Origin of the sequence: Pseudomonas sp. BNK-45 (assembly GCF_047456255.1) — a bacterium.
Classification (GTDB): Bacteria; Pseudomonadota; Gammaproteobacteria; order Pseudomonadales; family Pseudomonadaceae; genus Aquipseudomonas.
The window spans coordinates 1132999-1145467 of the sequence record NZ_CP179909.1 but is presented as its reverse complement, the minus strand read 5'-3'; the positions used below and the strand labels follow the sequence as shown (position 1 = coordinate 1145467).

The 12469-nt window shown below is 65.3% G+C and carries 9 protein-coding genes; 3 read left to right on the top strand and 6 right to left on the bottom strand.

What is annotated here, in order from left to right; genetic code table 11:
• The first annotated feature begins 87 nt into the window (after nt 1-87).
• Together ACMGG8_RS05255 and ACMGG8_RS05250 are read left to right on the top strand one after the other, a co-directional pair.
• Nucleotides 88-1365, top strand: coding sequence for an MFS transporter (locus tag ACMGG8_RS05255; RefSeq protein ID WP_414159269.1), 1278 nt, complete (start codon nt 88-90; stop codon nt 1363-1365).
• Between the two features lie 6 nt (nt 1366-1371).
• Entirely contained in the window at nt 1372-2304 is a 933-nt protein-coding gene (locus ACMGG8_RS05250; protein ID WP_060841631.1) for a fumarylacetoacetate hydrolase, read from the top strand.
• Between the two features lie 7 nt (nt 2305-2311).
• On the opposite strand, the gene gcvP is transcribed toward ACMGG8_RS05250, so the two are convergent.
• Complete coding sequence (gcvP, locus tag ACMGG8_RS05245; RefSeq protein ID WP_414159268.1) at nt 2312-5185, bottom strand: aminomethyl-transferring glycine dehydrogenase; 2874 nt, start codon at nt 5183-5185, stop codon at nt 2312-2314.
• A 188-nt stretch (nt 5186-5373) separates the two neighbouring features.
• Here gcvP and ACMGG8_RS05240 point away from each other — a divergent pair, with 188 nt between their 5' ends.
• Nucleotides 5374-6513 carry a DegT/DnrJ/EryC1/StrS family aminotransferase gene (locus ACMGG8_RS05240; protein ID WP_414159267.1) on the top strand — a complete coding sequence of 380 codons (1140 nt, stop codon included), beginning with the start codon at nt 5374-5376 and terminating at the stop codon, nt 6511-6513.
• 61 nt (nt 6514-6574) lie between these two features.
• Here ACMGG8_RS05240 and gcvH read toward each other — a convergent pair whose 3' ends face one another.
• The 5 genes from gcvH to ACMGG8_RS05215 all read right to left on the bottom strand — a co-directional run bounded on the left by gcvH (nt 6575) and on the right by ACMGG8_RS05215 (nt 12462).
• Entirely contained in the window at nt 6575-6958 is a 384-nt protein-coding gene (gcvH, locus tag ACMGG8_RS05235) for a glycine cleavage system protein GcvH (RefSeq protein ID WP_060841634.1), read from the bottom strand.
• 52 nt (nt 6959-7010) lie between these two features.
• Nucleotides 7011-8093 carry a glycine cleavage system aminomethyltransferase GcvT gene (gene gcvT / locus ACMGG8_RS05230; RefSeq protein WP_060844927.1) on the bottom strand — a complete coding sequence of 361 codons (1083 nt, stop codon included), beginning with the start codon at nt 8091-8093 and terminating at the stop codon, nt 7011-7013.
• 154 nt (nt 8094-8247) lie between these two features.
• Nucleotides 8248-9864 carry an ABC transporter permease gene (locus ACMGG8_RS05225; protein WP_060844928.1) on the bottom strand — a complete coding sequence of 539 codons (1617 nt, stop codon included), beginning with the start codon at nt 9862-9864 and terminating at the stop codon, nt 8248-8250.
• A gap of 241 nt (nt 9865-10105) precedes the next feature.
• Complete coding sequence (locus ACMGG8_RS05220; protein ID WP_016962908.1) at nt 10106-11107, bottom strand: extracellular solute-binding protein; 1002 nt, start codon at nt 11105-11107, stop codon at nt 10106-10108.
• 137 nt (nt 11108-11244) lie between these two features.
• The gene (locus ACMGG8_RS05215) at nt 11245-12462 is read right to left on the bottom strand and encodes a 2-octaprenyl-3-methyl-6-methoxy-1,4-benzoquinol hydroxylase (protein WP_164990729.1); all 1218 of its coding nucleotides are present in this window, start codon (nt 12460-12462) and stop codon (nt 11245-11247) included.
• Nucleotides 12463-12469: the final 7 nt, after the last annotated feature.

Below are 12469 nucleotides of genomic sequence, written 5' to 3'. Positions count from 1 at the left end.
CCGAGGTTGCCGGGCTGCATGGCCACCTCGGGTCGCACCCTCACGGCGCACCGCGCCGGGTTCATGGTTTCACAAGGAAGCTGAGCGATGAACGCTGGAATACTGACCACGGCTGCCGACAGCCGTTACGAAAGAACCATGGTGCTGCTGCTGTCACTGAGCTTCGGGCTGGTGGGGCTGGACCGCTTCATCATCCTGCCGCTGTTCCCGGTGATCATGCACGACCTGCAACTGGACTATCAGGACCTGGGCAACCTGTCCGCCGCACTGGCCTTCACCTGGGGACTGTCCGCCCTGGGCATGGGCAGCGTGATCGAGCGCCTGGGCACCCGCCGCGTGCTGGTGATCTCCATCACCGTACTGTCGCTGCTGTCCGGCTTCTCCGCGCTGGCCACCGGGGTACTCGGGCTGGTCATCTTGCGCGGGCTGATGGGCATCTGCGAAGGCGCCTTCACCCCGACCAGCATCATTGTCACCAACGAAGTCTCGCGCCCCGACCGGCGCGGACTGAACCTGGGCATCCAGCAGGCGCTGTTTCCGATTCTCGGCCTGTGCCTGGGGCCGCTGATCGCTGCCGGCCTGCTGCAACTGACCGGTTCCTGGCGTGCGGTCTTCGCCATCATCGCCCTGCCCGGCCTGCTCCTGGCCGGCTACCTGTGGAAGGCCTACCGGCCGCTGCCGGCAACGCCCCGTACAGGGGCCGACGCCAGCGCCGGGCGCCAATGGCTGGCGGCCTTCAAGAGCGGCAACGTCAGCCTGAACATCCTCATCATGTTCTGCATCCTCACTTGCCAGTTCGTGCTTTGCGCCATGCTGCCCAGCTACCTGACCGACCATCTGCACCTGCAGAACCTGTCCATGGCCCTGGTCATCTCGGCCATCGGCCTGGGCGGCTTCATCGGCCAGCTGATCATTCCCGGCCTGTCCGACCGCCTCGGGCGCAAGCCGGTGGTGTCGGTGTGCTTCATGACCAGCAGCACCCTGGTGGGCCTGCTGATCGTCAGCCCGGCGATTCCCTGGCTGCTGTTCCTGCTGCTGTTCCTGCTGTCGTTTTTCAATTTCAGCCTGATCTGCATGACGGTCGGCCCGCTGACCAGCGAATCCGTGGCTCCCGCCCTGTTGCCGACGGCGACCGGGATCGTCGTGGGTTTCGGCGAGATCCTCGGCGGCGGATTGTCCCCGGCGGTGGCCGGGTTTGCCGCCAGCCATTTCGGCCTGCCGTCGATCCTGTACGTGGCCCTGAGCGGCAGCCTGGCCGGCCTGTTCCTGTCATTGCTGCTCAAGGACAGTGCGCGCCAGCCCCAACGCGCGCTGGCCTCCGGGCCGTTGCCTATCCTCCCCGCCCGCTTGCCCCTCAAGGACTAGAGAATCATGGACGATTACCTGCTGTTGCTGGATGTCTGCCACAAGGATCAGCGCGCCATCGGGCTGTTCGATTTTCACAATGGCCAGAGCCTGCGCGCCCTTTCCGAACATGGCGGACTGTACGAAACCCTGCAGTTCTGCGCCCGTCGCCATCTGAGCTGGAGCGAGCACCTGCGCAGCCTCCCGGCCCATCCCCGGCTGCCTGTCGAAGGCCTCGTGCAAGGACCGCTGCGCCCGCCACTCAAGCCCAGCGACAACCTGCTGGCCCAGGTCTGCGAGGTCACCCTGAACACCCCGCACACGCACCAGGGCTGGTTCTACAAGGGCAACGGCAACCTGCTCAAGACCGATGGCGAGGCGCTGACGATCCCCTACCACGCCCTGAGCATCAGCAGTCAGCCGGGGGTGGTCTGCGTGTACCTGGTGGATCACTTCAAGCAACTGCGGTTTGTCGGATTCAGCCTGGGCCAGGACATCCACGACCCGCTGCTGAGCCGCCAGGACGCCAGTTCCTGCGCGCAATCGCGGCTGCGCCAATGCGCCATCACCCCGGCGCTGATCCTTGGCGAACTGCAGCACAGCCTGTCACTCAATGTCCGGGTGGAACGCCAGGGCGCGCAGTTGTCCTACCTCAGCTACCACCTGGATCTGCAGAACTGGTGGGCGATCCGCAAGTACTCCCAGACGTTCCTCGAACAGCACGAGCAGTTCCTGCAACCGGGCATGGTCCACTATGTGTTCCACAGCGCCAGCCGGCGCGAGAACGAACTGCAGTTGCAGCACGGCGACTGGCTGGACCTGGACTGCCCGGAGCTGGAGCTGGGCCTGAGCAACCAGGTCAGCGAAGAAGAGCTGCTGCACCTCTACCCTCTGGAGAGCCAGCCACACCGGGGCCGCGCCCACGGCACCCGCCCGACGCGGCTACGCCAGCACTACTGAGGCGGACTCAGCGATAGGCCGCCACCGGGACACAGGCACAGAACAGGTTGCGGTCACCGTAGACGTTGTCCACCCGGTTCACCGTCGGCCAGTACTTGTGGGCCCGCGTGTGGGCACTGGGCAGCACCGCCTGTTCGATGCTGTAAGGCCGCTCCCAGGTCCCGGCGATATCCGCCAGGGTATGGGGCGCGCCCTTGAGCGGATTGTCCTCGGCCGGCCAGTTGCCCTCCTGGACCTGGGCGATCTCGGCGCGGATGCTCAGCATGGCCTCGACAAAGCGATCCAGCTCGGCCTTGGACTCGCTTTCGGTGGGTTCCACCATCAAGGTGCCCGGCACCGGGAACGACATGGTCGGGGCATGGAAACCGTAGTCCATCAGGCGCTTGGCCACATCCTCCTCACTGATGCCGGTCAGGGCCTTGAGCGGTCGCAGGTCGAGAATGCATTCATGGGCCACCCGGCCATTACGCCCGCTATAGAGCACCGGGAAGGCCCCGCTCAGCTGATCGGCGAGGTAATTGGCGGCCAGAATCGCCACTTCGCTGGCATCCGCCAGTTGCGGCCCCATCAGGGCGATGTACATCCAGCTGATGGGCAGGATGCTGGCGCTGCCCCAGGGCGCCGCGCTGACCGCGCCGTTGTCCGCCAGCGGTCCGTCGATCGGCACCACCGGGTGATTGGCGACAAAGGGCGCCAGATGGGCGCGCACGCCGATCGGCCCCATGCCCGGCCCACCACCGCCGTGGGGAATGCAGAAGGTCTTGTGCAGGTTCATGTGGGAGACGTCGGCACCGATGTCCGCCGGCCTGGCCAGGCCCACCTGGGCGTTGAGGTTGGCGCCATCCATGTACACCTGGCCGCCGTGGCTGTGGATAACTTCGCAGACCTGGCTGATGCCCTCCTCATAGACACCGTGGGTCGACGGATAAGTCGCCATCAGGCAGGACAGGCTATCGCCGGCTTCGGCAGCCTTGGCTTTCAGGTCCTGGAGATCGACGTTGCCGGATTCGTCGCACTCGACGATCACCACCTGCATCCCGGCCATCTGCGCCGACGCCGGATTGGTGCCATGGGCCGAGGCCGGTATCAGGCAGATGTGCCGCCCGCCTTGCTGGCGGCTCTCGTGGTAGCGACGAATCGCCAGCAACCCGGCGTACTCGCCCTGGGCCCCGGAGTTGGGCTGCATGCAGACCGCATCGAAACCGGTGATGGCGCACAGCCAACGCTCCAGTTCCTCGATCATCAAGGTGTAACCGACGGCCTGCTCCCGCGGGGCGAAAGGGTGCAGGTTGGCGAATTCCGGCCAGGTGATGGGGATCATCTCGCTGCTGGCGTTGAGCTTCATGGTGCAGGAGCCCAGGGGGATCATCGATTGGTTGAGCGCCAGGTCCTTGTTCTCCAGCTGCTTGAGGTAGCGCAGCATCCGGGTTTCGCTGTGATGGCCGTTGAACACCGGATGGGTCAGGCAGGGGCTGCGCCGCAACAGTTCGTCGGGCAGCCCCGACTCCAGCGCCTCGGCGTCCAGTTCAGCGACGTCCAGCCCGTGGTCGGCACCGAGAAACACATCCAGCAACCGGGCCACGGTGGTTTCGTCGCAGGTTTCATCCAGGCTCAGGCCCAGCCGGCCGCGCCCGAGAATCCGCAGGTTGATCTGCAGCGCCCTGGCGCTCTCGATGATCGCCGTCTGGCTGCCCCCGACCTCCAGGGTCAGGGTGTCGAAGAAGTGCCGGTTGACCCGGGTGATCCCCTTGCGCTCAAGGCCGGCGGCGAGAATGCAGGTCAGCCGGTGCACCCGCTGGGCAATGCGCTTGAGCCCCGCCGGACCGTGATAGACCGCATAGAAGCCGGCGATGTTGGCCAGCAGCACCTGGGCGGTGCAGATGTTGGAGTTGGCCTTTTCGCGACGAATATGTTGCTCGCGGGTTTGCAGGGCCATGCGCAGCGCCACCTGGCCCCGGGCATCCTTGGACACGCCGATGATGCGCCCGGGCATGGCGCGCTTGTACTCGTCACGGCAGGCGAAAAACGCCGCATGCGGACCGCCGTAGCCCATGGGCACGCCGAAGCGCTGGGAGGACCCCAGCACCACGTCGGCCCCCAGCTCGCCGGGCGGGGTCAGCAACAGCAGGCTGAGCAGATCGGCAGCGACACAGGCCAGGGCCTGCTGTGCGTGCAGGTGGTCGATCAGCGGCCGCAGATCGACGATCTCGCCGTGGGTATCCGGGTATTGCAACAGCGCGCCGAACACCTGGTGCGCGGGCAGGTTATCCACAGCGTCGACGATCAGTTCGAAGCCAAACCCTTCGGCCCGGGTACGCACCACGGAAATGGTCTGTGGATGGCAGTGTTCATCGACAAAGAACAGATTGCTTTTGGACTTGGTCACGCGCTTGGCCAGGGCCATGGCTTCGGCGGCCGCCGTCGCCTCGTCGAGCAACGAAGCGTTGGCCAGGTCGAGGCCGGTGAGGTCGATGGTCATCTGCTGGAAGTTGAGCAGCGCTTCGAGCCGGCCCTGGGCGATTTCCGGCTGGTAGGGCGTGTAGGCGGTGTACCAGCCGGGGTTCTCCAGCACGTTGCGCAGGATCACGGTGGGCGTCAGGGTGCCGTGATAGCCCATGCCGATCAGACTGGTCCAGACCTGGTTCTGCGCGGCATAGCCCTTGAGCCGGGCCAGGGCGGCCTGTTCATCCAGCGCCGGTGGCAGCTCCAGGGGGCGATTGAAGCGGATTCCCGGCGGCACGGTCTGCTCGATCAGCTCGGTGCGGCTGCCCAGCCCGAGGCTGGCGAGCATCGCCTGCTGCTCCTCGGCATCGGGACCCAGGTGCCGGTTGAGAAAAGCGTTGGGCTCGCGTAACTGGCTCAGGGATGGCGACTGGGACATGGCAGGCTCTCCGATAAGCGGCGCTCAGCGTCGATGCAACAGGGTGCAAAGCAGCATAGCAGCCGATTCCACCGCTCGACGCACTGGCGTCCCGAGGCAATCGGTACCATCATGCAGGGCGTTCGCGCGCCAGCCCCGGCGCGCCTCAACCCTGCTTCCATCGTCCGCTTATCGGGTGTCCCACTGTCATGAGCCAACTGCCATTCCTGCCGTTCTCCAAACCCACCATCGATGAATCCACCATCGCCGCCGTCGGCGAAGTGCTGCGTTCGGGCTGGATCACCAGCGGTCCCAAGGTCCAGGCTTTCGAAGCCCAGCTTTCGGAGTTCTTCGGCGGACGCGCGGTACGCACCTTCAACTCCGGCACCTGCACCATGGAGATCGCCCTGCGCATCGCCGGCATAGGCCCCGGGGATGAAGTCATCACCACACCGATTTCCTGGGTTGCCACCGCCAACGTGATTCTCGAAGTGGGCGCCACGCCGGTGTTCGCCGACATCGATCCGGTCACCCGCAACATCGACCTGGCCCAGGTCGAAGCGGCGATCACCCCGCGCACCAAGGCCATCATCCCGGTGTTCCTGGCCGGCTTGCCGGTGGATATGACTCGCCTGTACGCCCTGGCCCAGAAACACGGCCTGCGGGTGGTGGAAGACGCGGCCCAGGCCCTGGGCTCCAGCTGGAATGGCCAGCACATCGGCGCCGCTGGCGACTTCGTGTCCTTCAGCTTCCAGGCCAACAAGAACGTCACTTCGTCCGAGGGCGGCTGTTTGGTACTCAATACCCCGGAGGAAGTGCGCCTGGCGGAGAAGTACCGCCTGCAAGGCGTGACCCGCAGCGGCTTCGACGGCCTGGACGTGGACGTGCTCGGCGGCAAGTTCAACATGACCGACGTGGCCGCGGCCATCGGCCTGGGGCAGTTTGCCCATATCGAGGCGATCACCGCCCATCGCCGTGAGCTGGCCCGGCACTATTTCGAATGCTTCGGCAGCGACTTCGAGGCCCGCTATGGCGCCCAGCTACCGCCGGCGGATTTCAGCAACAGCAACTGGCACCTGTTCCAGCTGGTGCTGCCGGAGCGCAAAGACGGCAAGCCGGCCCGCGCCACCTTCATGGAGCAGATGCAGGAACGGGGGATCGGCATCGGCTATCACTACCCGCCGATTCATTTGCTGAGCCTGTACCGCGAGCGCGGTTTCAAGGAAGGGATGTTCCCGGTGGCGGAACGGGTCGGTCGACTGATCGTCTCGTTGCCGATGTTCACGGCCATGAACAAGGCCGACGTCGAACGTGCGGTGGCGGCCGTAAAAGAGGTGTTGCAGGCTTAAGCACCTGCGCGGGCCTGCCCGCTCCTGCAAAAACGGGAGCGGGCCTGCCTGCAGGAATGCCTTACTCGCCGATGGCGGCCTTGTAGCCGGCGGCATCCAGCAGTTTCTCCAGATCGGCCGGGTTGCTTGGCTTGAGCTTGAAGATCCAGGCGTCGTAAGGCTCGCTGTTGAGCAGCTCGGGGCTGGTGCTCAGCTCTTCGTTGACCGCGATCACCTCGCCGGCAACCGGCGCATAGATGTCGGAAGCGGCTTTCACCGACTCCACCACACCGGCCTGGTCCCCTGCGCCAAACACGTTGCCGACTTCGGTCAGCTCGACGAACACCACGTCGCCCAGGGCTTCCTGAGCGTGGTCGCTAATACCCACGGTCACGCTGCCGTCGGCTTCCAGACGGGCCCATTCGTGACTATCGGCAAAACGCAGGTGGGCAGGGATATCGCTCATGTTCTGTGTCCTCAAGAAGAAGTGTCAGCGGCGCAATGCCGGCTGGAAATAGTTAGATCAAGGTCTTGCCGTGGCGCACGAAGGTCGGTTTGACCACCCGGACCGGGTACCACTTGCCGCGGATTTCCACTTCGGCACGGTCGGCGGTGGCCATCGGCACCCGCGCCAGTGCGATCGATTTACTCAGCGTAGGGGAGAAACTACCACTGGTGATCTCACCTTCGCCAACATCCGCGATGCGAACCACCTGATGCGCGCGCAAAACCCCACGCTCCTCCAGCACCAGGCCCACCAGTTTCTGCTTCACCCCGGATGCTCGCTCGGCCTCCAGGGCCGTGCGCCCGATGAATTTGCGCGAAGAAGGCTCCCAGGCAATGCTCCAGGCCATATTTGCCGCCAGGGGCGAGACATCCTGGTGAATATCCTGACCGTAGAGGTTCATGCCGGCTTCCAGGCGCAGGGTATCCCGAGCGCCCAGGCCGATGGGCGAGATCCCCGCGCCCACCAGGTCGTTGAAGAAGCCCGGCGCCTGGTCGGCGGGCAGGACAATCTCCAGACCGTCCTCGCCGGTATAGCCGGTGCGGGCAATGAACCAGTCGCCGTCGCTGCCGGCTTCGAATGGCTTGAGCTGCTGGATCAGGGTGCCGCGGGACTGGGTCACCAGCTCGGCAATCTTGTGCCGCGCCTGGGGCCCCTGGATGGCCAGCATCGCCAGTTCCGGGCGCTCGCGCAGTTGCACCTGGAACTCGCCCAGTTGCGCCTGCATCCAGGCCAGGTCCTGATCACGCGTGGCGGCGTTGACCACCAGACGGTAAGCGTCTTCGAGGCGATAGACGATCATGTCGTCGACGATGCCGCCGCGTTCATTGAGCATGGTGCTGTACAAGGCTTGGCCAGGGTGCTGCAAACGTTCGACATCATTGGCCAGCAAGTGCTGGAGCCAGACCTTGGCCTGAGCGCCGCTGACATCGATCACGGTCATGTGGGATACATCGAACACACCGCAATCACGTCGCACCTGATGGTGCTCCTCGACCTGCGAACCGTAATGCAAAGGCATATCCCAACCGCCAAAATCGACCATTTTCGCGCCGAGGGCGAGATGCAGGTCATACAGAGGCGTACGCTGTCCCATGGGTTTCTCCTTCCGGGCGTGGCGAGGGTGCGGACTGGCGCTGCTAGGGTGAAAGCCTTGAAATAGATGGCTTGCAGCCGACTTCAGCGTCCCGGCCAAACAACAGGCCGCACCGAATGCCGCGCATTGTAGCTGCAAGGTGCAAGGCTGGCACCTAACCGATTCGATGGGCCGAGCGGCGGATCAGGCCAATCACCGGCAGCAGGCCAACCAGCACCAGGGTCAGCGCCGGCAACGACGCCCGGGCCCACTCCCCTTCGCTGGTCATCTCGAAGATCCGCACCGCCAGCGTGTCCCAGCCGAACGGGCGCATCAGCAGGGTGGCGGGCATTTCCTTGAGCACATCGACGAACACCAGCAGGGCGGCGCTCAAGGTCCCGGGCAGCAACAGCGGCAGATACACTTTGAAAAACAGTCGCGGCCCACCCACCCCCAGACTGCGCGCGGCTTCAGGCAGCGACGGGCGAATCCGCTCCAGGCTGTTTTCCAGCGGTCCGTAGGCCACAGCGATGAAGCGCACCAGGTAGGCCAGCAGCAGGGCCGAGAGACTGCCCAGTAACAGCGGCTTGCCGGCCCCGCCCAACCAGCCGGACAACGGGATCACCAGTTCGCGATCCAGGTAACTGAAGGCCAGCATGATCGACACCGCCAGCACCGAACCGGGCAAGGCGTAGCCCAGGTTGGCCAGGCTGACCCCGGCGCGGATTCCCCGGGTCGGTGCCTGGCGACGGGCGAAGGCCAGCAGCAGGGCCACGCTGACAGTGATCAACGCCGCCATGCCCCCCAGGTACAGGGTATGCACGATCAATCCGGCGTAGCGCTCGTCCAGATCGAAGCGCCCGCGCTGCCAGAACCACGCCAGCAGCTGCAGCAGCGGAATCACGAAGGCGCAAGCAAAGACCAGAAGGCACCAGCCCGTGGCCGCCACGGCCTTGATCCCCCGCAGGTGATACAGGGCCTTGCCCCGGGGCCGCTCGTTGCCGGTGCGGCTGGCGCCCCGCGCGCGACGCTCGCCGTACAGCACCAGCATCACCGCCAGCAGCAACAGGCTGGCCAGCTGCGCTGCGCTGGAAAGGCTGAAGAAGCCATACCAGGTCTTGTAGATGGCGGTGGTGAAGGTGTCGAAGTTGAACACCGCCACCGCGCCGAAATCCGCCAGGGTCTCCATCAGCGCCAGGGCCACGCCGGCACCGATGGCCGGCCGCGCCATGGGCAGCGCCACGCGCCAGAACGCCTGCCAGGGCGATTGGCCGAGCACCCGCGCGGCCTCCATCAACCCCTTGCCCTGGGCCAGGAAGGCGTTGCGCGCCAGCAGGTAGACATAGGGATAGAACACCAGCACCAGCACCAGGATCACCCCGCCAGTGGAACGTACCCGCGGCAGTCGCAGGCCGCTGCCGAACCATTCCCGCAGCAGGCTTTGCACCGGCCCGGAAAAGTCCAGCAGGCCGACGAAGACGAACGCCAGGACATAGGCCGGGATCGCGAAGGGCAGCATCAGCGCCCAGTCCAGCCAGCGCCGCCCGGGAAACTCGCAGAGGCTGGTGAGCCAGGCCAGGCTCACCCCCAGCAGGGTCACGCCAACGCCCACCCCGAGCACCAGGGTCAGGGTGTTATTCAGCAACCGTGTCATCTGCGTGTCCCACAGGTGGGACCAGATCTGCGCATCGACCGCCTGCCAGGACAGCAGCAGCACACTCAGCGGCAGCAGGACCAGGGCCGCTACGGCAAAGACCAGGGGATACCAGCGACGTTGGGCGGGATGGGCCACAAAGAACTCTCGGGCAGGTGGAACAGACAAAAATACTTGCGCAAAACGCGTGGGGTGATGGAGCTTGCTCCCGCTGGGTGCCATGGCCGCCCCAACGGCTGCAACCACGTTACGCCAGTTGAATCACGTATTCAGGGCTTGCCACCGCTACGCGGTGGAACGGGAGCAAGCTCCCTCGCCACAAAAGCCCAACCGTTAAACAAAACGCCCCGCAAAAGCGGGGCGCAGTATAACGGCAGGCTCAGTTCCAGCCAGCGCGGTCCATCAAGCGAATGGCTTCGGCCTGGCGCTTGCCGGCGATTTCAACCGGCAGGGTGTCGGCCACGAACTTGCCCCAGCTGGCCACTTCTTCCGAAGGTGCCACCGCCGGGTTGGCCGGGAACTCCTGGTTGACGTCGGCGAAGATCTTCTGCGCCTCGGGCGTGGTCATCCACTCCACCAGGGCCTTGGCCGCTTCCGGGTGCGGCGCGTGCTTGGTCAGGCCGATGCCCGACAGATTGACGTGCACCCCGCGGTCGCCCTGGTTCGGCCAGAACAGCTTCACCGCCAGGTTCGGCTTCTGCTTGTGCAGGCGACCGTAGTAGTAGGTGTTGACGATGCCGACGTCGCATTGCCCGGCGTTGATCGCATCCAGTACGGCGATGTCATCGGAGAACACATCGGTGGACAGGTTGTTGACCCAGCCCTTGACGATCTCTTCGGTCTTCGCCGCGCCGTGGGTTTCGATCAGGGTGGCGGTCAAGGACTGGTTGTAGACCTTCTTCGCGGTGCGCAGGCACAGGCGACCTTCCCACTGCTTGTCGGCCAGGGCTTCGTAGGTGGTCAGCTCGGAAGGCTTGACCCGCTCGGTGGAGTAGGCCAGGGTCCGCGCCCGCAGGCTCAGGCCGGTCCAGGCGTGGTTGGAAGAGCGATATTGCAGGGGAATGTTGCTGTCGATGACCTTGGAAGTGAACGGCTGGAGGATGCCCATCTGCTCGGCCTGCCACAGGTTGCCGGCATCCACGGTGAGCAGCAGGTCGGCGGTGGCGTTCTCGCCTTCGGCCTTGATCCGCTGCATCAGCGGCGCTTCCTTGTCGGTGATGAACTTGATCTTCACGCCGGTCTTCTGGGTGTAGGCATCGAACACCGGCTTGATCAGCTCATCGATACGCGAGGAGTAGACCACGACTTCATCGGCGGCCTGGGCGGCGCTGCCGATGAGGGTGAGGGCCAGGGCGGTCAGTAGACGCTTCGGTGCCAACATGGGAGCAGTCTCTCGATTTCAAAATGAGGCGAAATGATAAGGACTCCCATTTGCCATCTCAACCGAACCCGGCGCCGAGGCGTTACCAGATGTTGCGTGGAACCCTCCTCCGGCACGCTTCGCCGGCGAACCGACTCCTAGGCTCTGGCCAGCTCAGGGAGATCGCCGCTCAGGCCCAGGGCCTGGCGCACAAAGACCGCCTTGGCCTCGGGCATTTGCTCGATCACCTTGAGGCCGGTGTTGCGCAGCCAGCGCAGTGGCAGCGGATCGGCCTGGAACAGCCGTTCGAAGCCTTCCATGGCCGCCATCAGCGCCAGGTTGTGAGGCATGCGCCGGCGCTCGAAACGGCTGAGGACCTTGACCTCGGCCAGGCGCTCGCCACGATCGGCCGCTTGCAGCAGCACTTCGGCCAGTACCGCGGCATCGAGGAAGCCCAGGTTGACCCCCTGCCCCGCCAGCGGATGGATGGTGTGGGCAGCGTCGCCGATCAGCGCCAGGCCTTCGGCCACATAGCGCTTGGCATGCCGCTGGCGCAGCGGTACGCAGAGCCGCGGGTCGGCACCGAGCACCTTGCCTAAACGGCCTTCGAAGGCGCGCTCCAGTTCAGCGCAGAAGCTCTCGTCGTCCAGGGCCATCAGGCGCTCGGCTTCAGTAGGCGTGGTGGACCAGACAATCGAGCACCAATCCTGCTGCCCATCCCGCACCAGGGGCAGGAAGGCCAGCGGGCCGGTATCGGTGAAGCGCTGCCAGGCGGTCATTTGGTGAGGCCGGCTGCTGCGCACGCTGGTGACAATGGCGTGGTGCAGGTAGTCCCACTCGCGGGTGGCACAACCGGTGAGGCGGCGTACCGCCGAGTTGGCGCCGTCGGCGGCGATCACCAGCGGTGCCCGCAACACCCGGCCATCGGCCAGGGTCAGTAGCCAGTCATCGCCGGAGCGGCGCATCTGCTCCAGGCGGGCATTGGCCAGCAGGCCGATATCGCATTCGTGCAGACGTTCGAGCAGGGCGTCCTGCACCACCCGGTTCTCGACGATATGCCCCAGCACCTCGGCATGCACGCTGGACGCCGAGAAGTGGATCTGCCCGGTGCCGCTGCCATCCCAGACCTGCATCTCGCAGTAGGGGCTGCTGCGACGCCGGACGATGCCGTCCCAGGCGCCAAGGCGTTCGAGGATACGCTGGCTGGCCGCCGACAAGGCGCTGACCCGGGGTTCGAACGCCGACTCGGCGGCGAAGGGTTTGACACTCAAGGAGCCGCCATCGAGCAGCAGCACTTCCAGGCCGCTGCCCTGCAACGCCAGCGCCAAGGCACTGCCGACCATTCCGGCTCCGACAATCAGCACATCTGCGCGCATTTCCATG